We start from the raw sequence: 23,825 nt of genomic DNA, 5'->3' as shown, positions 1-23,825 counted from the left end.
TGGGCCGGGCCCCACCGGGTCACTCCGCCGGAACCGTCTGCTCCGGCGTGTTCCAGCCGGACACCTGCACCCGTGGCGCGGAACCCTGCAGATCGGCCGTCCGGTAGGTGGCGGTCAGCGTCACCGACTCGCCCGGCCACAGACCGACCTCGTCGTCCGACCAGCGCACCGGCAGCACCGGCTTGCCCGCCGCGTCGACCAGATGGACGTCCGTCAGCAGCGACGGGGTCTTCCCGCTCCCCGTGGCGCGCAGGGTCACCGTCGTGGTCGACGTGCCGTCCGACGACCGGGTGGACGCCGTCGCCGACACCGGCGCCTGCGCCATCGCGGCCAGCCCCTTCAGATCGGCGTAGTGCGTCGTCGGCGTGTAGTACCAGTCGGTCCGGTCCCAGTCGAGGGTGTCCGGCTCGGTGGAGAGCCAGTACACGTTCCGGCTCACCTCCTTGCCGGACGAGTCGGTCAGGGTCAGCCGGGCCAGGTACGTCGCCGACAGTCCGCTCACCGAGGAGGGCAGGGTGAGGGCGGTGCTGTGGGCGCCGTTCCCGTCCACCGCCACCCCGGTGACGGTCTTGTCGTACTTCTGCGTCCCGTCGGGGTTGAACAGCGTCGCCCGTACGGTGAGTCCGGAGGCGGCGGCAGGCCGGTTGCCGACCACGACGACCGAGTGGTCGTCGTACGAGTACTGCACATGCAGCGGCTCGTTCGCCTTCTTCGCGCCGAAGTAGGCGCCGCCCTGGTCGAGGTAACGGTCCATCAGCTGCCAGTGCAGGGACGTCCAGCCGCTGTTGAACATCCAGTGGATCACGCCGGTGGACGGCTTCGAGGAGTCGGTCGCGTTGCGCTGGTACGCCTCGAACTGGGCGCGGACGGCCTCGTACTGCGCGAGCTGGGCCTTGCGCACATAGTCGGTGAGGCTGGTCGGGGCGCCGTAGCGGCCGGTGAGGGCGTCGTCGTAGATCTTGAGGGTGCCGAAGACGGGTGACGGGGAGCGGTGGTACTGCTTGACGCCCGGGTTCTTCCAGAGCGTGTCCAGCTCGGCCGGCGTCATCATCCGGCGCAGGGTGTCGAGGGTGGGGATGTCGGGGCCCGCGCTGGTCTCGGAGTTGAAGCCGGTTGCTCCGCCCTCGCGCTTGGCGTACCAGTAGCCGGGCGGGATCCAGTCGTACGGTCCGGTCATCTTCATGCCCGAACTGCCGAGCTGCGGCGAGGACTTGTCGGAGGCCGCGGACACCACGGGGGCCGTCCAGTCGGCGGCCTTCAGTGCGTCCAGGTAGTTCTTCTCGATGGTGGCGTCGGGCGCGAAGTCGCTGCCGATCAGGAAGGAGATCACGCTCGGGTGGTCGCGCAGCCGGGCGGCCTCGGCGGCCATCGAGGCCTTGGCCACGGGATAGTCGGCGGAGGTCCAGGTGTCGCCGGACTCGCCGCTCCCGTTGACCTGGCCCTCCCACTTGTCGCAGCACTCCCAGCCCGGCAGGGTGAGGATGCCGTACCGGTCGGCGAGGGCGAAGAACTCGTCCGGTTCGATGTGGCCTTCCAGGCGGATGGTGTTGAGGCCGAGGTCGAGGGCGTACTTCAGCCGGTCCTCGACATAGGTGGGGTCCCAGCGCAGGAACTCGTCCGGAGACCAGCCGCCGCCCTTGATCAGCAGCTTGCGGCCGTTGATCCGGTACTGGCGGGCGCCGTCGGAGTTCAGCGGCGCCTGCACGTCCCGGATGCCGAAGCTCTCGTGCGCGGTGTCCGACACCGTGCCGGAGACGGACGCGGTGAGGTCCAGGCCGTACAGGGGCTGCCCGCCCATGCCCGCCGGCCACCACACCTTCGGGGAGTCGAGGTGCAGGCCGGGTACGTCGGCGGGCGTGAACGTCACGGTCTTCGTCTCGTGCGCGGCGAGCGGGACGGTCCTGGTGAAGGTGGTCCCGCCGATGCTTCCGGCGACCTCCGCGGTGACGGGCGCGTCGGAGTCGTTGCGGGCCTGCGCCTTCACCGTCAGGTCCGCCGAGGCCAGCGACGGCACGTCGAGCCTCGTCACCACGTGCGCGTCGCGCAGCGCGACCGGACCGCCGCGGCGGACCAGGACGTCACGGACGATGCCCATGTTCTGGTCCGGCGGCGGCTGGAGCCAGTCGATCCAGCCCATCGTGAGGTTCTTGTTCGGTTCGTTGGGCTGGATACGGAAGGCGACCGTGTTCGTGCCCGCCCGCACGAGCGAGGTGACGTCCAGTTCGTGGTGCGTGTAGGCGCCCGTGACATCCGCTGCCCGGGCGACCCGCGTGCCGTTGACGTACACGTCCGCCGCCGAGATCACCCCGCTGAAGTCGAGGTAGGTGCGCTGCCCGGTGTCGGCGACCGTGAAGTCCGAGCGGTACCACCACGGGACCTGGAAGTCGGCCTTGGGGATCTTCTGCTGGTTGGTGGACCAGAAGGGATCGGCGTACACCCCGTCGGCGAGCAGGGCCGCCAGCACGGTGGAGCGGGGCCCCGCCGGGTACCAGCCGGTCGCCGGATAGCCGGGCGACGAGACGGCGGACGCGGAGTCGCTCACCTTCGCCGTGGACTGGATCGCGTAGCCGGTCAGCGGAGTGCCGGTGCCGGTGATGGAGGGGACGTGGGCGGTACTGGGCCGGCCGTGCGACGGAGCGGGGTGCGGGGACCCGGCCCAGGCGCCGGTGTTGAGCGAGCAGAGCAGGCCCAGGGTGACGGCGGCCGTGGCGAGGCGGCGATGGGCGGCGGGGCGAGGGAACACGGCGGTCTCCAGCCTCGGTAAAGTTAGGAAACTTTACTAACCCGGCACAAGCTAGGGCGCCGAGCAGGTCATGTCAATCACCGTGCGTGAGGTGTGCATCGCTCACGACCCGGACGACCTGCGCTCGAACACGATCTCCCGAGCCGTACCCAGCGCCGTCGCCACCGCGCCGAGGAGCACCGCGTCCTCACCCAGCCGGCTCGGGGCGATCTTCGGCCGCAGCGGGGTGAGCGTGCGCAGATGCTCCCGGACCGGGCCCAGCAGCAGGTCCACGCTGTGGCCGACGCCCCCGCCCAGCACCACCAGATCGGGGTCCAGCACCGCGGCGGCCGCCGCCACGGTGTGCGCTATCCGCTCGCCCTCCAGCCGCACCGCCTGACGCGCCGCCGAGTTGCCCTGCCGGGCCGCGTCGAACACGGCCTTCGCGGTGAGCTGCCCGCTCATCCCGAACCGGCGCGCCGCCTCCACCACGGCCACCCCCGACACCGCGTCCTCCAGCCGCTCCGGCTTCTGCTGCCCCGGCCACGGCAGGAACCCGATCTCCCCGGCCAGCCCGTGCGCCCCCGTGAACAGCCGTCCCTCGCTGACGACCCCCATGCCGAGCCCGGTGCCGATCAGGATGTACGCGAACAGCCTGCTGCCCGCGCCGACCCCGTACGTGTACTCGCCCAGGGCGGCCAGATTGGCGTCGTTGTGCACCTCCAGCGGCACGCCCAGCTCCTCGCGCAGCCGGTCCAGCAGTCCGGCGCGGCCCCAGCCCGGCAGGTGCATCGCGTACCGCACCCGCCGCTGCCGCTCGTCGTACACGCCGGGCGTGCCCACCACCGCGTGCACCACCTCGGACGGGTCCACGCCGGAGCTCGCGACCACCTGCCGGGCGGAGGAGACCACCAGGTCGGCGAGGGCGTCGGCGCCCCGGGCCCGGTTGCGCACGTCGGCGCGGGCGACCAGCGCGCCGTCCAGGTCGGCGACCGCCACCCGCAGCCAGCCGCGGCCCACGTCCACGCCGAGCGCGTACCCGGCGGCCGGGTCGGGGGAGTACAGGACCGCCGTCCGGCCGCGCTCGGGGGCGTGGGTGCCGACCTCGCGGACCAGTCCGGCGGCCTCCAGGGAGGCCAGCGCGCTGGAGACGGTCGGCTTGGACAGCCCCGTCTCGCGGGCGAGTTGGGCGCGGGAGGCCGCGCCGACAGCCCGCAGCCGGTCCAGCAGCAGCCGTTCGTTGGTGCTGCGCAGGCGCTGCCGGTTCCAGGGCTGATCCGGCTGCTCTGCGGCGTCGCTGGCGGGCATCGGACCATTCTCATGCATTCCCGGCGCATACTTGACGCCTCTAGTAAATCTCCTTAACTATATCGGCCACTCGGTCACTCGGCCCCGCCGGGCGAGCCCTCTGCCTGCCGCGCGTCAGGAGTCCTTATGTCCGGTAGTCCCGGTAGTCCCGGTAGTCCGTCACCCACGGGTGGCTTCGTCCGCCGCGTCGGCCTGTTCCAGGCCACCGCCATCAACATGAGCCAGATGTGCGGGATCGGTCCGTTCGTGACGATCCCGCTGATGGTCGCCGCGTTCGGCGGCCCCCAGGCGGTCATCGGTTTCGTCGCGGGCGCGGTGCTGGCCCTGTGCGACGGTCTCGTCTGGGCCGAGCTCGGGGCCTCGATGCCCGGCTCCGGCGGCAGTTACGTCTACCTCCGCCAGGCCTTCCAGTACCGCACCGGCCGGCTGATGCCGTTCCTGTTCGTCTGGACGGCGATGCTCTTCATCCCGCTGATCATGTCCACGGGCGTGGTCGGCTTCGTCCAGTACCTGGGCTATCTGGCCCCGGACCTGACCGAGACCCAGGGCGACCTGGTCGGGCTGGGCATCATCGCCCTGGTGGTGATCCTGCTGTGGCGGGGCATCGAACACATCGCCCGGATCACCGCCGTGATGTGGGCCGTGATGATCGCCTCGGTGCTCCTGGTGATCGTCGCGGCGGCCACGGACTTCAGCCCGCACCGGGCCTTCACGTACCCGGCCCACGCCTTCGACCTGACGAGCAACCACTTCTGGCTCGGCTTCGCCGCCGGTCTGACCATCGGCATCTACGACTACCTCGGCTACAACACCACCGCCTACATGGGCGCCGAGATCAAGGACCCCGGCCGCGCCCTGCCGCGGTCCATCCTCTTCTCGATCCTCGGCATCATGGCGATCTACCTGCTGCTCCAGATCGGCACGCTCGGGGTGATCGACTGGCGCCGGATGACCGACCCGCACGACATCGCCTCCACCTCGGTGGCGTCGGCGGTGCTGGAGGAGACCTGGGGCAAGGGGGCCGCCGACACGGTGACCGTCCTGATCCTGATCACGGCCTTCGCCTCGGTGTTCACCGGCCTCCTCGGCGGCTCGCGGGTGCCCTACGACGCCGCCCGCGACCGGGTGTTCTTCCGCCCGTACGGGAAGCTGCACCCCCGGCACCGCTTCCCGATGCTGGGTCTGGCCACCATGGGCGTGATCACCGCGGTCGGCTTCCTGATCGGCCGCCACACCGACCTGGCGACCCTGATCCAGCTCCTCACCACGGTGATGGTGATCGTGCAGGCGCTGGCCCAGATCGTGGCGCTGAGCGTGCTGCGCAGGCGCCAGCCGGCCCTGCGGCGCCCGTACCGGATGTGGCTCTACCCGCTGCCGAGCATCCTGGCCTTCGCCGGCTGGTGCGTGATCTACGGCTACGCCGACAAGAACTCCCCGGGCCGCCATCCCATCGAGTGGTCCCTGGCCTGGCTCGCCCTCGGCTGCGTGGCCTTCGTGATCTGGGCGCGGCTGGAGAAGGTGTGGCCCTTCGGGGAGAAGGAGATCGCCGAGGAGTACCTCACCGTGCCGGCGCCCGAGGCGGAGCGGGCCGGCACCTGACCGCGCCCCCTGTGCGCACATGCGCCGGAGTGCCCCACGGCGGGGGCGCTCCGGCGCTTCGTGCTCCTCGGCCTTCCTCGCCGCGGCTCCGATGTGCAGGTAATCGCCTGCCCTTGACGTGCAGGTAATCGCCTGCATAACGTGGGGTGTGCGATCAGACGACGACCCCGGGATGGACAAGGTCTTCAAGGCGCTGGCCGACGGCACCCGCAGGCGCCTCCTCGACCGGCTGCACGAGGAGAACGGGCAGACGCTGGGTGAGCTGTGCGCGCGCATCGACATGGCGCGTCAGTCGGTGACCCAGCACCTGGCCGTCCTGGAGGCCGCCAACCTGGTCGCCACCGTGCGGCGGGGCCGGAAGAGGCTGCACTACCTCAACCCCGTGCCGCTCCACGAGATCCAGGAGCGGTGGATCGACAAGTTCGAGCGCCCGCGCCTGCGCGCGCTCGGCGACCTGAAGCGACGAGCCGAGGAAGCCATGACCGACAGGCCCAGTTTTGTGTACGTCACCTACATCGCGAGCACCCCGGAGAAGGTCTGGGAAGCGCTCACCGACGCCGATCTGACCGCCGCGTACTGGGGGCGCCGCAACGTGTCGGACTGGCAGCGGGGTTCCCGATGGGAACACGTCCGCACCGACGGCTCGGGTGTCGCCGACGTCGTCGGCACCGTGGTCGAGAGCGAGCCGCCCACCCGCATGGTCACCACCTGGGCCTCACCCGAGAACGAGGGACAGGAGGACAAGCACTCCCGGGTCACCTACGACATCCGGCAGCACGAGGACATCGTCCGGCTGACGGTCACCCACGAGGACCTCAACGACGAGGGCGAGCGCTCCGACGTGTCCTACGGCTGGCCGGCCGTCCTGTCCAGCCTCAAGTCCCTCCTCGAGACCGGCACCACGATGCCGCAGGCGCCGTGGGACGTGCCCGGACGCTGAACGTGCGGCGGGGCCGGTCCCGCCGTCCACGGACCGGCCCCGCGTCCTCCCTTCCAGGGGCGCTTCGATCACGGCATGGGCGCGCTCTTCGCCGCCGTACCGGCGCACATCATCCCGAGGATCACGGCCAGCGCGCCGATGACGACGTTGTTGACGATCACACCGGTGTCCGGGCCGCTGCCCACGATCCAGGGGGCGATGATCATCCAGACGCCCATGGCGCACATGGCCCAGCTGAGGCCGTACATCCGCGCCGGGGCCGTGGTGAATCCGAGTGCCAGCAGGCCTATGGCGATGCCCATGATCAGGTTGTGGGCCGCGAGCGCGGGCTGGCTCGTCGTGTAGTGGAGGATCCAGGGCGACACGGCGCAGTACAGACCGAGCAGGAACACCGGTCCGTCCACGAGCGCCACATCACGACCGCCGAGCATGCGGGCGTAGCGCTCCCGCATTTCGGATACATCGGGGTGACTCGTCATGTCCCCTCTGTGTGAGACGTCAGCCATGATTCGTCTCCTTTATGACTGTGCGGGTGTGGCTGTGCAGGCCTGACCGCGTCAGGCGCGGTGTGCGGTAAGCGCCGCTTACGGTCATTCTGCTCTTATTTCTTCTTTATGTGTAGGCTCGTGGAGGAGGTCCCGCAGCCGGTGCAGCCCGCGCCGCGCATGGCTCTTGACCGTGCCCAGCGGCAGCCCGGTGCGCGCCGCGATCTGGGGCTGCGTCAGGTCCTCGTAGAAGGCCAGGTCCAGGACCCGCCGTTGGGGTGCCGGAAGCCGGGCCAGTTCCCGCCGGACGAGGACGCGGTCGAGCACGGCTTCCGGCTGTCCGGCCCCGGTGTCCGCGGCCAGGCGGACCGTCCCGGCGGCCGTCGCCAGTTCGCCCCGCCGGGTCCGCGCCGCCAGGGCGTCGGCGATCCTGCGCCGGGTGATGCCGACGATCCAGCCGCCGAGCGGGCCCCGTTCGGGCCGGTAGCCGCGACGCCCGCACCACACGCCGAGGAACACCTGCTGGGTGACGTCCTCCGCCTCCCCGGCATCCCCCAATGAGCGCCGCGCCAGCGTGTAGACCAGTGCCGACCAGCGACGGTAGACCGCCGCCAGGCCGGCGTCGTCGCCCGTCAGCAGGCTTCGTGCCAGATCCTCGTCGGTGCGCGGCTCGGTGCGCGGCTCGTCACTGCACGGGCTCATGACCACGGCTCCTGACCTGAGAGAACTGTCATCCGAGCGCCATGGTGGGAGCCCGCCGACAGGGCCTCAACTCGCATCGATTCTGCGTCGTATAGTCACCGTGTGGGCGATTTCGACGTGGATCGCGAACCGGAGGACGAGCCGGCCGGGCGGAGTGCCGGTGCCGCCGTGACCACCGGCGCGCTGGCCCGCAGGCTCGGCGTGTCACCGACCACCCTGCGCTCCTGGGACCGCCGGTACGGCCTCGGCCCCGCGGTGCGCGCCGACGGCCGGCACCGCCGCTGGACCCCCCGGGACGTGGCGGTCCTGGAGGCCATGTGCCGGCTGACCTCGGCCGGTGTACCGCCCGCCGAGGCCGCCCGCGCGGCGAGACGGGCGACATGCGCCGCCGACCGTACGGCCGCCGCGCCGCCACCGGACGGGGGACCGGTTCCCGCCGCCGGGCGCTCACGGGCGGCCGGAGCCCTGCCGCTGGGCGAGGCGCGCCAGGAGTGCCGGGGGCTGGCCCGCGCCGCCGTACGCCTCGACGCCGCGGCCGTCGAGGCACGGCTGGCCTCGGCCGTGGCGGAGCACGGGCTCACCGCCGCCTGGCAGGAGGTGATGGTGCCGACCCTGCACGCCGTGGGACGCAAATGGGCGTCCTCGGGGGACCGTTACGTCGAGGTGGAGCACCTGCTGTCCTGGCACGTCTCGACCACCCTGCGCCGCCACACGCCGCCGCCCGTCCCGGCGGGCGACACCCCGGCCGCCGGTCCCGTGCTGCTGGCCTGCGTCCCCGGCGAGGAGCACACCCTGCCGCTGGAGGCGCTCAACGCCGCCCTGGGTGAACTCCGGCTCCCCACCCGGATGTTCGGCGCCGCCGTGCCCGCCCCGGCGCTGGCGGCGGCGGTACGGCGGCTGGGCCCGGCCGCCGTGGTCCTGTGGGCGCAGGCACGCTCCACGGCGAGCCCGCCGCTGGCCGGGGACGTCGCCGCCACGGAATGGGGCGTCAGGGGCGCGCGCCGCCGGCCGCTGGTGGTGCTCGGCGGTCCTGGCTGGGCCGGCCGCCGCACACGGGGCATGCCGCGTCCGACGGGGCTCCAGGAGGCCCTCGACCTGCTGGCCGACGGGTACGGGACGGCTCCGCCCGGCGGTGCGCGGTGACGGCGCTCAGGGCCCCGCGGCCTCACTCACGTGCCCGTGCACGCCGGAAGCGGGCCAGCCCGTCGGACAGGTCGACGATCGGCTCCGGGTAGTCGACGGCCGCCCGCTCCGGACCCCGCAGTCTCCACGGCTCGTGCACCGACGGCGGCTCCAGCGACGCCAGTTCCGGCACCCACCGCCGTACGTAGGCGCCCTCGGGGTCGTACCGCTTGGCCTGGGTGACGGGGTTGAGCACGCGGTTGGGGCGGGTGTCCGTGCCGGTCCCCGCCATCCACTGCCAGTTGAGCTGGTTGTTGGCGAGGTCGCCGTCGACGAGGAACCGCAGGAAGTGCCGGGCTCCCACACGCCAGTCGACGTACAGCGTCTTGGTCAGGAAGCTCGCGGTCAGCAGGCGCCCGCGGTTGTGCATCCAGCCCTCGTGGCGCAGCTGGCGCATGGCCGCGTCCACGACCGGGTAGCCGGTGCGGCCCTCCCGCCAGGCCTCGATGTCGTCCCCTGCGGTGCGTTCGGTCCGCCAACGGTCGTGCTTCGTGCGGTAGTCGGCGTGGGCGGCGGCCGGGCGGGCGGCCAGGAGCTGGCGGTGGAAGTCGCGCCAGGCGAGCTGCCGTACGAAGGCCTCGGCGCCGGGGCCGCCCGCCTTGCGGGCCCGGTGGACGAGTTCGACGGGGGAGAGCGTGCCGAAGTGGAGATGGGGTGAGAGACGGGAGGTCGCGTCGCCGGCCAGGTCGTCGTGGCGGTCCTCGTACGCGGCGACGCCCGAGCGCAGCCAGGCCGCGAGCCGTCTGCGGCCCTCGGTCTCGCCGCCCGCGGCCAGCCCCTGCGACACTCCCGGCACCGCGGCACGCGAGGGGATCCCCTCCGAACCGACTCCGTCCGGCACGCGAACCGTCCGGGGGGCGCCGAGCACGTCCCGCAGCCGCTGCCGCGACCACTGCCGGAAGTACGGTGTGAACACCGCGAAATGGTCCGAGGAGGCCGGGGTCAGCGCGCCGGGCACGACCGCCGTGGTCACCGTGTCGTGCACGTGCAGCCGGCGCCCGTCCGCCTCCAGGGCGCGCCGCAGCCGCTCCTCCCGGCGGTGCGCGTACGCGCTGACGTCGGCCGCCATGTGCACCTCGTCGGCGTCCGTCTCGGCCACCGCCTTGCACACCTCGTCGACCACGTCACCCGACCGGACGACGAGCCGTCCGCCGCGCCGGCGCAGCCCCGCGTTCAGATCCCGCAGGCAGTCGGCGAGGAACGCCAGCCGGTTGGGCGCGGCGAAACCGGCCGCGTCCACGCCCCGGTCGCGCACGAAGAGGGGGACCACCTGGCGGGAGCCGTCCAGGGCGGCCCGCAGCGGCGGATGGTCGTGCAGGCGCAGGTCGGAGGTGAACAGGACGACCGAGACGTTCATGGGAGGCTCCGCGGGAGACGGGTTGGACGGTGTGGGCGACGAGGTGATTCGGGCCGGGGCGGCCCGCCGGATGCGGGCGTCAACGGACCGGTGCGCGTTCCTCCGTCCGGGTGAGCGGGTCGCCGGCCGCGGCCCGCGCGATGTTGCGGGCCATGCCGCCGAACACCACCGCGTGGAAGGGCGACACGCTCCACCAGTACGCGTGACCGAGCAGCCCGCGCGGATGGAACAGGGCGCGCTGCCGGTACCGGCTGCGGCCGGTGCCGTCCGGCTCGGCGTACATCTCCAGCCAGGCCAGGCCCGGCAGCCGCATCTCGGCCCGCAGTCGCAGCAGCCGGCCGGGCTCGATCTCCTCCACCCGCCAGAAGTCCAGCGAGTCGCCCGCGCGCAGCCGCTGCGCGTCCCGGCGGCCCCGGCGCAGGCCCACCCCGCCGACCAGCCGGTCCAGCCATCCGCGCAGGGCCCAGGCGAGCGGGAAGGAGTACCAGCCGTTCTCACCGCCGACGCCCTCGATCACCCGCCACAGTGCGTCGACGGGCGCGTCCACCCGCGCCTCGCGGTGATCGGCGTACAGGCTGCCGCCCGCCCAGGCGGGGTCGGTGGGCAGCGGATCGCTCGGCGCGCCGGGCACCGAGGCGGAGGACCAGCGCGTGCTGACACCGGCCTCGCGTACCCGCCGCAGCGCCAGCCGCACCGCCTCGTCGAAGCCGACCGGATGACCGGGAGGGGAGGGCACGTACCGGGCGATGTCGCGCTCGCGGCAGACCACCTCGTGCCGCAGCGACTCGGTGAGCGGCCGGGCGAGGGACGCGGGCACGGGAGTCACCAGGCCCACCCAGTAGCTGGACAGCCGGGGCGTGAGCACCGGCACGGGGAGGATGACCCGGCGGGGCAGACCCGCCACCGCCGCGTACCGGATCATCATGTCCCGGTACGTCAGGACGTCCGGCCCGCCGAGATCGAAGGTCCTGCTGACGTCGTCCGGCATGCCCGCGCTGCCGACGAGGGCGCGCAGGACGTCCCGTACGGCGACCGGCTGGATACGGGTGCGCACCCAGCTCGGGGTGACCATCACCGGGAGGCGCTCGGTGAGGTAGCGGAGCATCTCGAAGGAGGCGGAACCCGACCCGATGATCACCGCGGCGCGCAGGACGGTGGCCGGCACCCCCGAGCCCAGCAGGATGTGGCCCACCTCGGCCCGCGAGCGCAGGTGCGGCGACAGCGCGTGCTCCGGTACCCCGGCCGGGGTGAGTCCGCCGAGGTAGACGAGGCGCCGCACGCCCGCGGCCCGGGCCGCCTCCCCGAAGACCGTCGCCGCCCGGCTGTCGGTCCGCTCGAAGTCCCTGCCCGTGCCCAGCGCGTGCACCAGGTAGTAGGCGACGTCGACGTCCCGCATCGCCGTGGCGACCGAGGCGGCGTCGGTGACGTCTCCCCGGACCACCTCCACGTCACCCGCCCACGGATGGTCCCGCAGCTTGCCGGGGGAGCGGGCCAGGCAGCGCACCCGGTGTCCGGCGGCCAGCAGCTCCGGCACCAGCCGGCCGCCGATGTACCCCGTGGCACCCGTCACCAGACAGCGCGGCCCCGCTCCGGCCTCGTCACCGCTCATCGGTCGCCCGTCCTTCCTGTACGGCCCTCCTGAGATCCCTTCCACGCCGATGGGGTCTTCGGATGCGCGCTCAAGGACATCGGCCCCGATCCAAGTCATGTTCACGCCGATTCGGGGCAGCCGGAGCAGTACGCACGGTGAAAAGCTCGTCAGCCCGTCGATACTGGAGGTGACCTGCCGCTATGGGCGCGAAGGTGTTGGAGCGGTTTCCTGCGGGAGCTCCGCGCGGATCGTGGCCGGCGGAGGAGTTCGCGGCGGCGCGCCGTGCCGAGGGCGAACCCGCCACCGTGGTGATGGACCTGAAGTCGGACGCCTTCCTCGTGGTGGTCGAGCGGCAGGACGACGACGTACGGCCCTGACCCGGGACCGGCGCCCGCCGCTCAGGTGCCGTGCGCGAGCTGGGGCCCCTGCCCCGTCAGGGCGTCGAGATGAGCACGGCGGGACTGCGCCGTCTGCCCCTGCACCAGCAGGAACAGGCCCTCCCTGGCCAGGCGTTGGGCCTTGCTGTCCAAGGTCATCGCCCGGCCGCCGCCGGCCACCAGCGCCGCCGTGGTGGCCGTCCGCATGACGTCGAACGACAACGTCCTCATCTCCAGCCGCTCCGTCGCGTGCCCGGCTGCCGCCGGATCGTCGGCCAGGGCGTAGGCCCGGCGGCGGACCTCGTCCAGGCGGGCTCGTAGCGGGGCGGCCGTCTCCTCGTCCAGCAGGGCCAGGGCGGCCTCCGTGATCCCGAACACCGCGGGGGAGGCGTTCACCGTCCGGTCGCGGTCGGTCGCCGCCCAGCGCTCGTACGGCATCCGGAGAGCCACCGCCTCCTCGGGCAGCCACAGGCCGTCCAGCTCCAGCGACACCGTGCGCGCGGCGGTGAGGGCCGCGAGGCGCACGGGCCGCGACGCCCGCAGGCCGGGCTGGTCGCGGGCCTCGGTGAAGGCGAAGACCGCCTCGTCGGAGTCGGTGAACCCGGCCAGCAGCAGCACGTCGTTGAGACCCCAGCCGGTGTACCAGGGGACGGTGCCGTCGAAGCGCAGGCCGCCCCGGTCCGGGGTGACCCGGACCGGAGTGCGCGGGTGGGACCGCAGGTGTGCGTACGCCACCCCCGACATGAGTTCACCCCGCGCCAGCGGGCCCAGCAGCCGCTCCCGGACGGGCGTTTCGCCCATGGCCAGGATCCGCACCGGCGTGTGGTGCTGCGTCTGCACGAACCACGTCGAGCAGCAGGCCCCGGCCAGGATCTCGGCCGTCTCCCGCACCACCGGGGCGGGCGCCGCCGAGCCGCCGTACGCCACCGGCGCGCCCACCCCGAGCAGCCCGGACCGCTTGACCGCCTCGATGTGGCTCGCGGGCACCCCCTCCTGGTCGACGCGCTCGGCGTTCGGGGCGAGTAGCTCGTCCGCGAGCCGGCGGGCACGGACGACGAGAGGGTGTGCTGCGATGGTCATACGGGAAATTCTCCCGATCCGGCCGGCCGAGGTGTCGATCCGGGGGTGTGCCGTTCGTGTAGGAGGCGGGACAACCCCCACCGGGAGCACCCCGGTGACGCCAAGGAGGACATCATGAAGCACTACCTGCTCAGCGTGGTCCAGCCGGTCGGCGGACAGCCGCCCGAGCCCGCCGCGCTCGCCGAGCTCATGCGCAATGTCGAGGCCTTCCACGACGAGCTGCGCGAGGCCGGGGCCTGGGTCTTCGCCGGCGGACTGCACGGCCCGGAGACGGCCACCGTGCTGCGGCCCGAGGACGGCGACGTGCTCATCACCGACGGGCCGTACGCCGAGGGCAAGGAGTACCTGGGCGGTCTGTGCCTGATCAAGGCTCCCGACCTGGACGCGGCCCTGGAGTGGGGCCGCAAGGCGGCCCTGGTCACCACTCTCCCCATCGAGGTGCGCCCCTTCGTGGACCAGCGCTGATGCCGGACGCCCCGGACATCGAGGCCGTCTTCCGCGCCGAGTACGGGCGTGCGGTCTCCGTCCTCGTCCGCTTCCTCGGCGACATCGACCTCGCCGAGGAAGCGGTCCAGGACGCCTTCGCCACCGCCGTCGGGAAGTGGCCGGAGACCGGGGTGCCGCCGAGCCCGGCCGGCTGGATCATCACCACCGCCCGCAACCGCGCGGTCGACCGCCTGCGCCGCGAGACCGGCCGGGACGCCCGGCACGCCGAGGCCGCCCGGCTGTACGGGCCCGACGCCCCGGCCGAGGAGGGCCCCGTGCGCGACGACCGGCTCCGCCTGATCTTCACCTGCTGCCACCCCGCCCTCGCCCCGCAGGCCCGGGTGGCCCTCACCCTGCGCCTGCTCGGCGGGCTGAGCACCGCACAGATCGCCCGCGCCTTCCTGGTGCCGGAGCCCACCTTGGCGCAACGGCTCGTGCGGGCGAAGGCGAAGATCCGGGACGCGGGCATCCCGTACCGCGTGCCCCGGGACGCCGACCTGCCCGACCGGCTCGGCGGCGTCCTGGCCGTCCTCTACCTGATCTTCAACGAGGGGTACACCGGCGCGCCCGAGCTGTGCGCCGAAGCCGTCCGGCTGGGCCGTCTGCTGGCGGAGCTGATGCCGGACGAGCCCGAGGTCACCGGCCTGCTCGCGCTGATGCTGCTCGTCGAGGCGCGGCGGCCCGCCCGGCAGGACGAGGACGGCGCCCTCGTGCCGCTGCCCGAGCAGGACCGCGCCCGCTGGGACCGCGACCTGATCGGCGAGGGCCAGGACCTGGTCCGCCGCTGCCTGCGCCGGAACCGGCCGGGGCCGTACCAGATCCAGGCCGCGATCAACGCCGTGCACAGCGACGCGCCGACGGTCCGGGCCACCGACTGGGGGCAGATCCTGCGGCTGTACGACCAGCTGACGGCCGTTGCCCCGAGTCCCGTGGTCGCCCTGAACCGCGCGGTCGCCGTGGCCGAGATCGAGGGCCCGGCGAAGGCGCTCGGCCTGGTCGACGCGCTCGATCTCCCCGGCTACCACGTCCGCCACGCCGTCCGCGCCGAACTGCTGCGCCGCCTGGGCCGGCACACCGAGGCCGTACGGGAGTACGAGAGAGCCGTGGAGCTCGCCGAGAGCCCGGCGGAGCGGGCGCATCTCGAACGGCGCCGGCAGGAGCTCGTACGCGCGAAGTGACCGGACCCGGTGCCGGGATTTATTTTGGTACCTGAAAGGTTGGCATTTACATCTGACTGTTCGAGACCGTACTCTCGGGCCGCAAGGTCCGTGCACCCACCAGCGAGGCACCGTGAACCACTCCACCCCCGAGCAGCCCGCCGACGTCGTGGCCCGGCTGCGCGCCACCTTCCGCACCGGCCGCACCAAGCCCGTCGAGTGGCGCACCGGCCAGCTGGGCCGTCTGCGCGCGATGCTCACGGAGAACGGCGACGCGCTCGCCGCCGCACTCCACACCGACCTGGGCAAGAGCGCCACCGAGGCCTACCGCACGGAGATCGACTTCACGGTCCGCGAGATCGACCACACCCTCGACCACCTCGCCGAGTGGCTGCGCCCCGAGTCCGTCCCCGTCCCGGCGCACCTCGGCGCCGACGCGACGGCCTGGACGCAGTACGACCCCCTCGGCGTCGTCCTCGTCATCGCCCCCTGGAACTACCCCGCGCAGCTCCTGCTCGCCCCGGTGGTCGGCGCGCTGGCCGCGGGGAACGCGGTGGTGGCCAAGCCCAGCGAGCTGGCCCCGGCCACCTCGGCCGCGCTGGCCCGGCTGATCCCGGCCTATCTCGACACCGACGCGGTCGCCGTCGTCGAGGGCGGTGTCCCTCAGACCACGGCCCTGCTGGCCGAGCGCTTCGACCACGTCTTCTACACGGGCAACGGCACCGTCGGCCGCATCGTCATGCGCGCGGCCGCCGAGCACCTCACCCCCGTCACCCTCGAACTCGGCGGCAAGTCCCCGGCGTTCGTCGACCGCGGGACCGACCTCGACGTGGTCGCCGACCGGCTGGCGCGCGGCAAGTTCCTCAACGCGGGCCAGACCTGCGTGGCCCCCGACTACGTCCTCACCGACCCGGAGACCGCCGCCGCCCTCGAACCCGCGCTCGTCCGGGCCGTGGAGGCGCTGTACGGCACCGACCCCGCGGCCTCGCCCGAGTACGGCCGGATCGTCAACGAGCGCCATTTCGACCGGCTCAGCGGCCTGCTCGACTCCGGCAGGGCGATCGTCGGCGGTTCCGGCGACCGTGCGGCGAAGTACCTCGCGCCGACCGTGCTGGCCGACGTCGACCCGAAGTCCCCCGTCATGCAGGAGGAGATCTTCGGTCCCATCCTGCCGATCGTCACGGTGCCCGGCCTCGACGCGGCGATCGAGTTCGTCAACGACCGCGACAAGCCCCTCGCGCTGTACGTGTTCACCGACTCCGACGGAACCAGGGAGCGGATCGCCGCCGAGACCTCCTCCGGCGGCCTCGGCCATGGCCTGCCGCTCGCCCATCTCACCGTCTCCGACCTGCCGTTCGGCGGCGTGGGGGAGAGCGGTACGGGCAGCTACCACGGCCGCTGGTCCATCGAGACGTTCAGCCACCGCAAGGCGGTCCTGTCGAAGCCGCTGCACTGACTTCGAGACCCGCGCGGGCCCGGCCGCACCGGCGGCCGGGCCCGGCCCACCGGGTCGTGCGAGCGGAACCGCTGACGTGAAACCGCGTGCCATGGTGTCATGCCCCTGACCATCTACTGTCAGCAGGAAGGGCACCCGCATGCGCACCCCCCACGCCCTGTTCGCCACGGCCGTCGCGCTCGCCGCCGCGGTCGTTTCACCCCCGTCCCAAGCCGCCACCGCGGTCCCGGCCGCCGGCCCGTACTACGTCCAGAGCGCCGTGACCGGCCTCGACGCGGCGGGCAACGGGGGAGCGGTGGAGCAGCACAGACCCAAGGGCGACGAGGACCACCAGCAGTGGAACCTGAGGGCGAGCGGATCGTCGTACGTCCTCGAGAGCAGGGACACGGCGGGCAGCTGCCTGGGACGCTCCGGTGACCTGGCGGCGACCGTCACCTGTGCGAGCGCCGACGCGGCCTGGGAGATCAGCCCGCTCGGAGACGACCGCTACACCCTCAAGTCCCCGGGCACCGACCGGTATCTGACGCTGGGGGCCAAGCCCTCCGGCGGCACCTACCCGGACCGGCTCGCCGTCGGCGCCGCCGGCGACCTCGCCGCCTGGTACCTCACCCCGGTCACACCCACCACTAGCCCCATGCCCGCGCCGGACCGACGCACCCTCGACCAGGTCACCTTCCTCACCGCCCACAACGCCTACGCCAACGGCGTCGACGGCGGCTTCGCCCCGCCCTTCGTCAACCTCTTCCCCAACCAGACCCGGGGCATCGACCAGCAACTCGCCGACGGCGTCCGCGGATTCATGCTGGACATCCACCAGACCCCGGACGGCGCGATCCTGTGCCACGACAGCTGCGCCCTCGTCAGCAGGCCGGTCGCCCTGTGGGTGGACGTACAGCGGATCGTGAACTTCCTCAAGGCCCACCCCGACCAGTTCGCCACCATCTTCCTGGAGGACTACGTCGACCCCGGCGTCCTGCGCTCCGAACTCGCCCGGGTGAACGGCCTGTCGGACGTGCTCTACCGGCCCGACCGGACCGGGGTACGGCAGAACGGCTGGCCCAGGCTGGCCGATCTGACCGCGGCCGGTCAGCGGCTGCTGATCTTCACCGACCACAGCCGCTCGGCCGACGAGTCGGCGGGGCTGACCCGGGACAGCTTCGGCGTGATGTACCAGCGGGAGTGGACCGTGGAGAACTACTGGTCGATGGGCTCGGGCATCGGCTCCTCCGACTGGTCCTGCTACAGCCGCTGGTACGACGCGAACACCACCCTCCCGCTGACCCGCACCGAGTCCGGCTTCCGCCCGCTGTTCGTGATGAACCACTTCCGTGACGCGACCGTGGCCGCCACCGCCCAGAGCGACAACACCAAACTCGCCGACCGCGCCCGCCGGTTCTGCCAGCCGGCCGCCCGGAAGAAGCCCACCTTCCTCGCCGTGGACCGCTACGACCTCGGCGACCCGGCCTCCGCGGTGGCCGCCCTGAACACCTACACGTATCCGTAGCACCTCCGCGGCCGTGCCGGACGCGTGTGCGCGACCCCGCCGGTGACCACTCCACCGATCACCGCGGACGCGTCCGGCACCTGGGAACTCGGCGACCTGCCCGTCCACGGGACGAGGTGCTCGCCCTTCTTGGCACCGGCAACCCCGGCCACCTCCCGAGAACCTCGCCGCGGGAGCGCTGCGCCTCACCGACGAGGAGCTTCGTGCCGCGCACGGCGCCGGGTCTTCCATAATGGAAGCGGCATCGTGCGGATGAGCCGATCATCTGCGGACGGATACGGGGTGAGGAACCTTCCCATGACCGACGCGAAGGACGAACGTCGTCCGGCCGGCGAGCTGGAAGCGAGCGTCATGGCCGCCCTCTGGGCCGCCGGCGCGCCCCAGACACCCGGTCAGGTGCAGCTCAGCCTCGGTGCCGGCCTGGCGCGCACCACGGTGACCACGATCCTGTCCCGGCTGCACGACAAGGGGGTCGTCGACCGGCGGCGACAGGGCCGCGGGTACGCCTATGTCCCGGTCCAGGACGCCCAGGGCCTCACCGCCCGCCGGATGCACACCGAACTCGACCGGGACGGCGACCGCGAGACCGTGCTCGCCCGTTTCGTCGCCCAGCTCAGCCCCGACGACGAGCGGATCCTGCGCGACCTGCTCGAACCCCCGGCAGAGCGATGACCGCCCTGCTGCTCCTGCCACTGGTGCTGACGTTCGCGCTGCCGGGGACGGCCCGGCGGACCGTCGACCGGCTGACGCCCGTCGCCGCGCTGTGGCTGATCACCGTCACGGCGGTCGTGTGCGCGGGCTGCTCGCTCGCCGCGCTCGGCGCCTTCGTGCTCATCGGCCTGCTCAAGGTGTCCGTCTTCGCCACGCTCGGCGAACTCGTCCACCCCCTGCGCACCGCCTCCGACCTCTTCGTGGTTCCGGCGGCCGCCACCTCCGTCGGCGTGCTCGCCGTGTGCGCCTGGACCCTCGCGCGCTCGGTACTGCGCCAGACCCGCGCCTTCCGCGCGGCCCGCTCGGAGGCCGGGCGCGGGCCCGCCGCGGGCGATCTGTGCGTGGTCGACTCGCCGCACCCGGACGCGTACGCGCTGCCCGGGCGCCCGCACCGGATCGTCGTCACCACCGGGATGCTGCGCAGTCTGGACGCCGCCGAGAGGGAGGCCCTCTTCGCCCACGAGCGGGCCCACAACCAGGGCGGCCACCACTACTTCCTCGCCGCCGCCGAACTCGCCGCCCACTGCCACCCCGCGCTGCGCCCGGTCCGCGAGACCATCCGGCTCGCCGCCGAGCGCGCCGCCGACGAGGCCGCGGCCGCCGCCGTCGGCGACCGGCGCCTGACCGCCCGCGCCATCGCCCGCGCCGCCCTCGTGGGCCAGGCCACCCGGGGTAACCGCCCGGACTTCGCCCCCGCCGTGACGACCGGGCCCGTCCCCCAGCGCGTGCAGGCCCTCCTGGCGGCGCCGCGCCGCGCCGCCGCCCCCTCCTGGATCGCCCTGGTGCTCGTCGCCTGCGCCGGCCTCTCCTTCGCCGCCTCCGCGACCGGGATGATCGACTTCCACCACCGGGTGGAGGTCGCCCAGGGCGAGGAGCACGACTGAGCGCAGGCTCGCCGCCCGGCCGCCGGAACCCCCGAGCCGTCGGACTGGCGTGCGTTACGTTTTACGTATAACCTCACCCGTCAGTCAGCCTGTCCGGCACCTCCGTCCGGCACCTGAGCGAAAGGCCCCGATGAGACGCGTCGCCCTGGTCACCCTCGTCGTCGACGACTACGACGAGGCGATCCGCTTCTACACCGAGGCCCTCGGATTCCGGCTCGCCGAGGACGAGGCGCGCCCCGACGGCTCCCGCTGGGTCGTCGTGGAGCCCGGACCGGAAGGGGCCGGAACCGGTCTGCTGCTGGCCCGCGCCAAGACCGACGCCCAGCAGGCCCGGGTCGGCGACCAGACCGGCGGGCGGGTCGGGTTCTTCCTGCACACGGACGACTTCGCCCGCGACCACGCCCGCATGACCGCCGCCGGCGTGACGTTCCTGGAGGAGCCGCGCCACGAGCCGTACGGCACGGTCGTCGTCCTCCAGGACCTGTACGGCAACCGCTGGGACCTGCTCCAGCCCGCCGACTGAGCTTCCGCCCGCCGCCGCTCCTCCTGCCGCACGTTCCTCCTGCCGCACGCTCCACCCGCCGCTTCGAACCACCCGCTCAAGGAAAGACCGCCATGACTGCTACGCGCGTAGACGCCGAAGTGATCCGCCGCCTGCCCAAGGCCGTCCTGCACGACCACCTCGACGGTGGCCTGCGCCCCGCCACCGTCGTCGAGCTCGCGGCCGCGGTCGGTCACACCCTGCCCACCACCGACCCCGACGAGCTGGCCGCCTGGTACTTCGAGGCCGCCAACTCCGGCGACCTGGTCCGCTACATAGCCACCTTCGAACACACCCTCGCCGTCATGCAGAACCGCGAGGGCCTGCTGCGCGTCGCCGAGGAGTACGTCCTGGACCTCGCCGCCGACGGCGTCGTCTACGCCGAGGTGCGCTACGCCCCCGAGCTGAACACCAAGGGCGGGCTGTCGCTGAGCGAGGTCGTGGAGACCGTCCAGGAGGGCCTCGCCGCCGGTATGGCCAAGGCGGCCGCCGCCGGCACCCCCGTCCGGGTCGGCACCCTGCTCTGCGGCATGCGCATGTTCGACCGGGTCCGCGAGGCCGCCGAGCTGGCCGTCGCCTACCGGGACGCCGGTGTCGTCGGCTTCGACATCGCCGGTGCCGAGGACGGCTTCCCGGCCGTGAACCACCTGGACGCCTTCGAGCTCCTGCGCCGCGAGAACGTACCGTTCACCATCCACGCCGGTGAGGCGTTCGGCCTGCCCAGCATCCACCAGGCGATCCAGGCGTGCGGCGCCCAGCGCCTCGGCCATGGCGTGCGCATCACCGAGGACATCGTGGACGGCAAGCTGGGCCGTCTCGCCGGATGGGTGCGCGACCGCCGCATCGCCCTGGAGATGTGCCCCACCTCCAACCTCCAGACGGGCTGCGCCACCTCGATCGCCGAGCACCCCATCACCGCCCTGAAGGACCTGGGCTTCCGGGTCACCCTCAACACCGACAACCGGCTGGTCTCCGGCACGACGATGACCCGCGAGATGTCCCTGCTGGTCGAGGAGGCGGGCTGGACGGTCGAGGACCTGCGCACGGTCACGGTGAACGCCCTCAAGAGCGCGTTCATCCCGTTCGACGAGCGCAACGCCCTCATCGAGGACGTGGTCCTGCCCGGTTACGAGTCCGAACTCTGAAGGCCTCGCACATAGGCGGCCTGTCCGATGTGCTGAAGATCGTCGGACAGGACGCTGACCAGCCGGACGCCCAGGCTGACCGGGGGGTCCCAGCGCTCGTCCACGATGCGCTCGAGGTCCTTGGCGGGCAGGTCGCGCAGCACGCCGAGCGTCTGCTCGTGCACGGCGTCGTAGTACCCGGTCAGCAGGTCCGCCGAGTCGACCCGCACCTTCGCGACCTTGGCGGGGCTGTGCCCGTAGCCCGTGTCGTGGCGCGGCAGGTCGAGCCCGAAACGCTTCTCCCAGCCCTGTGACAGCCACACCTGGTCCAGTGCGAAGGCGTCGGCGACATGGTCGTCCTGGACCCGGGTGAGGTGCCAGACCAGCCAGGCGACGGAGTTGGCGTCGGGGACCGGGCAGGCGTGGAGTCCGTCCGGCCCGAGCCCGTCGAGGGTGGCATGGACTTCTTCCTGGATGCGGCCGAAGCCGCCGATGAGGATGTCCCGTGCGTGCATACGTCCACCATCGCGCATCGCGCTCCCTGATGCGTCAGCGATCCGGCCGGGAAAAGGGCACTGACCTTCCGTCAGTCGCTGAGCAGCGTGACCAGTGCGCGGGCCGCGGGGCTGGTGGCCTGCTCCGGCGGCAGCAGGGCGACGGTCTCGTACTCCGCCTCGCCCGTGCCCTTCAGGGGCAGTGCGGTGAGCCCCGGCCGCTTGTGGCGGAAGTGCCGGGGTACGACGGCGATCCCGAGGTTCTCGTCGACCAGGTCCAGCAGGCCGTGCACGTCGTTGACCTCCAGGGCGACCGTACGACGCACACCCGCGGCGGCGAAGGCCGCGTCCGTGACGCGGCGCGGACCCCAGTCGGGGTGGAAGTCGACGAAGACCTCGCCGCCGACGTCGCACGGGGTCAGCGCCACCCCGGCCGTCGCGAGGCGGTGGCTGGGATGGCACAGCACGGTCATCGGCTCGCTCGTCAGCGACACCGACCGCAGCTGGTCGCTGTCCGCCTGCGTGCGGTAGGCGAAGGCGAGGTCCAGCCGCCCGGCCGCCACCTCCTCCGCCAGCGCGCCCGAGCCCGCCTGCCGCAGCCGGATCTCCACATCCGGGTGCCGCCGCCGGAACGCGGCCAGCAGCCCCGCCACATGCACCCCGGCGATGCACTGCTCGGTGCCCAGCGCCAGCGTCCCGCGCAGCACCCCCTGCACCGCGGCCACCGCCTCGTGCGCGGCCCTGACCTGCGCCAGGATCCGCTCCGCCTCGGCCAGGAGCGCGCGGCCCGCCTCGGTCAGCGTCACCCGGCGGGTGGTCCGCACGAACAGCGGCGCCCTCAGCTCCCGCTCCAGCGCGCGGATCGACGCCGACAGGCCCGACTGGGACACCATCAGCCGCTCCGCCGCCCGGGTGAAGTGCTGGTCCTCGGCCACGGCGACGAAGTGCTGGAGTTGGCGCAGTTCCATGATTGAGAAGCCTATCCGCTGAATTCCATCGGATTCTTCTGTTGGACCGCTGTACACCGCTCGCGCGAGAGTGGCAACGGTAGATCGTGTGCCAACCCCTCTGGAGTCGCGTTGTACACCGCACACCCCGACCGTTACACGGACATGCCCTACCGGCGCACCGGACGCAGCGGTCTGAAGCTCCCCGCGCTGTCGCTCGGTCTGTGGCACAACTTCGGTCCCGACCGTCCCGTCGAGACCCAGCGCGCCATCCTGCGCCGCGCCTTCGACCTCGGGGTCACCCACTTCGACCTGGCCAACAACTACGGACCGCCGCCCGGCGCCGCGGAGTCCGCACTCGGCGAGGCCCTGAAGGCCGACTTCGCGCCGTACCGCGACGAGCTGGTCATCTCCACCAAGGCGGGCTACCTCATGTGGCCAGGCCCGTACGGCGAATGGGGCTCGCGCAAGTACGTGCTGTCCTCGCTCGACCAGAGCCTGAAGCGGATGGGCCTGGAGTACGTCGACATCTTCTACTCGCACCGCCCGGACCCGGAGACTCCCCTGGAGGAGACGATGGGCGCCCTGCACTCGGCGGTCCAGCAGGGCAAGGCGCTCTACGTCGGCGTCTCCAACTACTCCCCGGAGCAGACCCGCGAGGCCGCCCGTATCCTCGGCGAGCTGGGCACCCCGCTCCTCATCCACCAGCCGCGCTACTCCATGCTCGACCGCCGCCCCGAGGAGGGCCTCCTCGACGCCCTCGACGAACTCCAGGTCGGCTCCATCGCCTACTCCCCGCTGGAGCAGGGCCTGCTCACCGGCCGCTACCTCGACGGCATCCCCGAGGACTCCCGGGCCGCGAGCGACAGCCCCTTCCTCAACTCCGACGCGGTGACCGAGGAACTGGTCGGCAGGCTGCGCGCCCTCGACGACATCGCCAAGTCCCGCGGCCAGAGCCTGGCCCAGCTCGCCCTGGCCTGGGTGCTGCGCGGCGGCCGGGTCACCTCCGCCCTGGTCGGCGCGAGCAGCCCGCAGCAGCTGGCGGACAGCGTCGCCGCGATCGGCAACCTGGACTTCGACGCGGAGGAGCTGGCCCGGATCGACGCGGTGGTCAAGGGCTGAGGCCCGGTCCTCCTCGTCCCCGGTCTTCCGCCCGGCGCCGTGCACACACCCGGCGC

At 72.7% G+C, this 23,825-nt stretch carries 22 protein-coding genes; 13 read left to right on the top strand and 9 right to left on the bottom strand.

The features are described from left to right. Positions 1 to 19 precede the first annotated feature (19 nt). Together ABZ915_RS41015 and ABZ915_RS41010 are read right to left on the bottom strand one after the other, a co-directional pair. A complete protein-coding gene (locus tag ABZ915_RS41015) occupies positions 20 to 2,743 on the bottom strand; it encodes an exo-beta-D-glucosaminidase (protein ID WP_361814067.1) in 2,724 nt (907 codons plus the stop codon). Positions 2,744 to 2,845: 102 nt separating this feature from the next. Next, a complete protein-coding gene (locus ABZ915_RS41010) occupies positions 2,846 to 4,030 on the bottom strand; it encodes an ROK family transcriptional regulator (protein ID WP_361814065.1) in 1,185 nt (394 codons plus the stop codon). 126 nt (positions 4,031 to 4,156) lie between these two features. Between ABZ915_RS41010 and ABZ915_RS41005 the strand changes: the two genes are divergently transcribed. After that, a complete protein-coding gene (locus ABZ915_RS41005) occupies positions 4,157 to 5,629 on the top strand; it encodes an APC family permease (protein WP_361814064.1) in 1,473 nt (490 codons plus the stop codon). A 172-nt stretch (positions 5,630 to 5,801) separates the two neighbouring features. Further along, positions 5,802 to 6,569: a metalloregulator ArsR/SmtB family transcription factor gene (locus ABZ915_RS41000; protein WP_361814135.1), complete on the top strand. Its 768-nt coding sequence runs from the start codon at positions 5,802 to 5,804 to the stop codon at positions 6,567 to 6,569. Positions 6,570 to 6,637: 68 nt separating this feature from the next. On the opposite strand, the gene ABZ915_RS40995 is transcribed toward ABZ915_RS41000, so the two are convergent. Continuing rightward, positions 6,638 to 7,075 carry an SPW repeat protein gene (locus ABZ915_RS40995; RefSeq protein WP_361814062.1) on the bottom strand — a complete coding sequence of 146 codons (438 nt, stop codon included), beginning with the start codon at positions 7,073 to 7,075 and terminating at the stop codon, positions 6,638 to 6,640. 84 nt (positions 7,076 to 7,159) lie between these two features. Then, the gene (locus ABZ915_RS40990) at positions 7,160 to 7,756 is read right to left on the bottom strand and encodes a sigma-70 family RNA polymerase sigma factor (protein ID WP_361814060.1); all 597 of its coding nucleotides are present in this window, start codon (positions 7,754 to 7,756) and stop codon (positions 7,160 to 7,162) included. Between the two features lie 117 nt (positions 7,757 to 7,873). On the opposite strand from ABZ915_RS40990, the gene ABZ915_RS40985 reads away from it, so the two are divergent. After that, positions 7,874 to 8,899 carry a MerR family transcriptional regulator gene (locus tag ABZ915_RS40985; RefSeq protein ID WP_361814133.1) on the top strand — a complete coding sequence of 342 codons (1,026 nt, stop codon included), beginning with the start codon at positions 7,874 to 7,876 and terminating at the stop codon, positions 8,897 to 8,899. A gap of 22 nt (positions 8,900 to 8,921) precedes the next feature. On the opposite strand, the gene ABZ915_RS40980 is transcribed toward ABZ915_RS40985, so the two are convergent. Together ABZ915_RS40980 and ABZ915_RS40975 are read right to left on the bottom strand one after the other, a co-directional pair. Continuing rightward, positions 8,922 to 10,295 (bottom strand): deoxyribodipyrimidine photo-lyase, encoded by a 1,374-nt coding sequence (locus ABZ915_RS40980; RefSeq protein WP_361814059.1) that lies wholly within the window; start codon positions 10,293 to 10,295, stop codon positions 8,922 to 8,924. Positions 10,296 to 10,374: 79 nt separating this feature from the next. Beyond that, positions 10,375 to 11,904 carry an SDR family oxidoreductase gene (locus ABZ915_RS40975; protein ID WP_361814057.1) on the bottom strand — a complete coding sequence of 510 codons (1,530 nt, stop codon included), beginning with the start codon at positions 11,902 to 11,904 and terminating at the stop codon, positions 10,375 to 10,377. A gap of 182 nt (positions 11,905 to 12,086) precedes the next feature. Here ABZ915_RS40975 and ABZ915_RS40970 point away from each other — a divergent pair, with 182 nt between their 5' ends. Continuing rightward, complete coding sequence (locus tag ABZ915_RS40970; protein ID WP_361814055.1) at positions 12,087 to 12,263, top strand: hypothetical protein; 177 nt, start codon at positions 12,087 to 12,089, stop codon at positions 12,261 to 12,263. A 21-nt stretch (positions 12,264 to 12,284) separates the two neighbouring features. Here ABZ915_RS40970 and ABZ915_RS40965 read toward each other — a convergent pair whose 3' ends face one another. Beyond that, positions 12,285 to 13,343 carry an acyl-CoA dehydrogenase family protein gene (locus ABZ915_RS40965; protein WP_361814053.1) on the bottom strand — a complete coding sequence of 353 codons (1,059 nt, stop codon included), beginning with the start codon at positions 13,341 to 13,343 and terminating at the stop codon, positions 12,285 to 12,287. 114 nt (positions 13,344 to 13,457) lie between these two features. Between ABZ915_RS40965 and ABZ915_RS40960 the strand changes: the two genes are divergently transcribed. The 8 genes from ABZ915_RS40960 to ABZ915_RS40925 all read left to right on the top strand — a co-directional run bounded on the left by ABZ915_RS40960 (position 13,458) and on the right by ABZ915_RS40925 (position 21,227). Next, entirely contained in the window at positions 13,458 to 13,808 is a 351-nt protein-coding gene (locus ABZ915_RS40960) for a YciI family protein (RefSeq protein ID WP_361814051.1), read from the top strand. Next, positions 13,808 to 15,007 carry an RNA polymerase sigma factor gene (locus ABZ915_RS40955; protein WP_361814049.1) on the top strand — a complete coding sequence of 400 codons (1,200 nt, stop codon included), beginning with the start codon at positions 13,808 to 13,810 and terminating at the stop codon, positions 15,005 to 15,007. The genes ABZ915_RS40960 and ABZ915_RS40955 overlap by 1 nt, the downstream gene beginning before the upstream one ends. Positions 15,008 to 15,119: 112 nt before the next feature. Next, positions 15,120 to 16,442, top strand: coding sequence for an aldehyde dehydrogenase family protein (locus tag ABZ915_RS40950; protein WP_361814047.1), 1,323 nt, complete (start codon positions 15,120 to 15,122; stop codon positions 16,440 to 16,442). Positions 16,443 to 16,581: 139 nt separating this feature from the next. Beyond that, complete coding sequence (locus ABZ915_RS40945) at positions 16,582 to 17,946, top strand: phospholipase (protein ID WP_361814045.1); 1,365 nt, start codon at positions 16,582 to 16,584, stop codon at positions 17,944 to 17,946. A gap of 297 nt (positions 17,947 to 18,243) precedes the next feature. Further along, on the top strand, positions 18,244 to 18,618 hold the full coding sequence (locus ABZ915_RS40940; protein WP_361814043.1) for a BlaI/MecI/CopY family transcriptional regulator: 375 nt from the start codon (positions 18,244 to 18,246) through the stop codon (positions 18,616 to 18,618). Beyond that, entirely contained in the window at positions 18,615 to 19,541 is a 927-nt protein-coding gene (locus tag ABZ915_RS40935) for a M48 family metalloprotease (RefSeq protein WP_361814041.1), read from the top strand. Before ABZ915_RS40940 ends, ABZ915_RS40935 begins: the two co-directional genes overlap by 4 nt. Before the next feature lie 130 nt (positions 19,542 to 19,671). Beyond that, the gene (locus ABZ915_RS40930) at positions 19,672 to 20,064 is read left to right on the top strand and encodes a VOC family protein (RefSeq protein WP_361814039.1); all 393 of its coding nucleotides are present in this window, start codon (positions 19,672 to 19,674) and stop codon (positions 20,062 to 20,064) included. A 92-nt stretch (positions 20,065 to 20,156) separates the two neighbouring features. Then, positions 20,157 to 21,227: an adenosine deaminase gene (locus tag ABZ915_RS40925; RefSeq protein WP_361814037.1), complete on the top strand. Its 1,071-nt coding sequence runs from the start codon at positions 20,157 to 20,159 to the stop codon at positions 21,225 to 21,227. On the opposite strand, the gene ABZ915_RS40920 is transcribed toward ABZ915_RS40925, so the two are convergent. After that, a complete protein-coding gene (locus tag ABZ915_RS40920; protein ID WP_361814035.1) occupies positions 21,209 to 21,721 on the bottom strand; it encodes a DUF664 domain-containing protein in 513 nt (170 codons plus the stop codon). The two genes, ABZ915_RS40925 and ABZ915_RS40920, sit on opposite strands and share 19 nt — an antisense overlap. Positions 21,722 to 21,792: 71 nt before the next feature. Then, positions 21,793 to 22,668: a LysR substrate-binding domain-containing protein gene (locus ABZ915_RS40915; RefSeq protein WP_361814033.1), complete on the bottom strand. Its 876-nt coding sequence runs from the start codon at positions 22,666 to 22,668 to the stop codon at positions 21,793 to 21,795. A 111-nt stretch (positions 22,669 to 22,779) separates the two neighbouring features. Here ABZ915_RS40915 and mgrA point away from each other — a divergent pair, with 111 nt between their 5' ends. Further along, entirely contained in the window at positions 22,780 to 23,769 is a 990-nt protein-coding gene (gene mgrA / locus ABZ915_RS40910) for an L-glyceraldehyde 3-phosphate reductase (RefSeq protein WP_361814031.1), read from the top strand. Positions 23,770 to 23,825: the final 56 nt, after the last annotated feature.

Origin of the sequence: Streptomyces sp. NPDC046915 (genome assembly GCF_040644935.1) — a bacterium.
Lineage (GTDB): Bacteria > Actinomycetota > Actinomycetes > Streptomycetales > Streptomycetaceae > Streptomyces.
The sequence above is the reverse complement of the archived record's forward strand: the minus strand, read 5'-3'. Positions and strand labels throughout refer to the sequence as shown.

What these genes read in the sequence shown, in the direction of transcription:
- ABZ915_RS40980 (WP_361814059.1), bottom strand. Translation starts at nt 10,295, where the DNA reads ATGAACGTCTCGGTCGTCCTGTTCACCTCCGACCTGCGCCTGCACGAC.
- ABZ915_RS40945 (WP_361814045.1), top strand. Translation starts at nt 16,582, where the DNA reads ATGCGCACCCCCCACGCCCTGTTCGCCACGGCCGTCGCGCTCGCCGCC.
- ABZ915_RS41005 (WP_361814064.1), top strand. Translation starts at nt 4,157, where the DNA reads ATGTCCGGTAGTCCCGGTAGTCCCGGTAGTCCGTCACCCACGGGTGGC.
- ABZ915_RS40990 (WP_361814060.1), bottom strand. Translation starts at nt 7,756, where the DNA reads ATGAGCCCGTGCAGTGACGAGCCGCGCACCGAGCCGCGCACCGACGAG.
- ABZ915_RS40975 (WP_361814057.1), bottom strand. Translation starts at nt 11,904, where the DNA reads ATGAGCGGTGACGAGGCCGGAGCGGGGCCGCGCTGTCTGGTGACGGGT.
- ABZ915_RS40920 (WP_361814035.1), bottom strand. Translation starts at nt 21,721, where the DNA reads ATGCACGCACGGGACATCCTCATCGGCGGCTTCGGCCGCATCCAGGAA.
- ABZ915_RS40960 (WP_361814051.1), top strand. Translation starts at nt 13,458, where the DNA reads ATGAAGCACTACCTGCTCAGCGTGGTCCAGCCGGTCGGCGGACAGCCG.
- ABZ915_RS40965 (WP_361814053.1), bottom strand. Translation starts at nt 13,343, where the DNA reads ATGACCATCGCAGCACACCCTCTCGTCGTCCGTGCCCGCCGGCTCGCG.
- ABZ915_RS40925 (WP_361814037.1), top strand. Translation starts at nt 20,157, where the DNA reads ATGACTGCTACGCGCGTAGACGCCGAAGTGATCCGCCGCCTGCCCAAG.
- ABZ915_RS40940 (WP_361814043.1), top strand. Translation starts at nt 18,244, where the DNA reads ATGACCGACGCGAAGGACGAACGTCGTCCGGCCGGCGAGCTGGAAGCG.
- ABZ915_RS40935 (WP_361814041.1), top strand. Translation starts at nt 18,615, where the DNA reads ATGACCGCCCTGCTGCTCCTGCCACTGGTGCTGACGTTCGCGCTGCCG.
- ABZ915_RS40915 (WP_361814033.1), bottom strand. Translation starts at nt 22,668, where the DNA reads ATGGAACTGCGCCAACTCCAGCACTTCGTCGCCGTGGCCGAGGACCAG.
- ABZ915_RS40955 (WP_361814049.1), top strand. Translation starts at nt 13,808, where the DNA reads ATGCCGGACGCCCCGGACATCGAGGCCGTCTTCCGCGCCGAGTACGGG.
- ABZ915_RS40970 (WP_361814055.1), top strand. Translation starts at nt 12,087, where the DNA reads ATGGGCGCGAAGGTGTTGGAGCGGTTTCCTGCGGGAGCTCCGCGCGGA.
- ABZ915_RS40930 (WP_361814039.1), top strand. Translation starts at nt 19,672, where the DNA reads ATGAGACGCGTCGCCCTGGTCACCCTCGTCGTCGACGACTACGACGAG.
- ABZ915_RS41010 (WP_361814065.1), bottom strand. Translation starts at nt 4,030, where the DNA reads ATGCCCGCCAGCGACGCCGCAGAGCAGCCGGATCAGCCCTGGAACCGG.
- ABZ915_RS41000 (WP_361814135.1), top strand. Translation starts at nt 5,802, where the DNA reads ATGGACAAGGTCTTCAAGGCGCTGGCCGACGGCACCCGCAGGCGCCTC.
- ABZ915_RS40995 (WP_361814062.1), bottom strand. Translation starts at nt 7,075, where the DNA reads ATGGCTGACGTCTCACACAGAGGGGACATGACGAGTCACCCCGATGTA.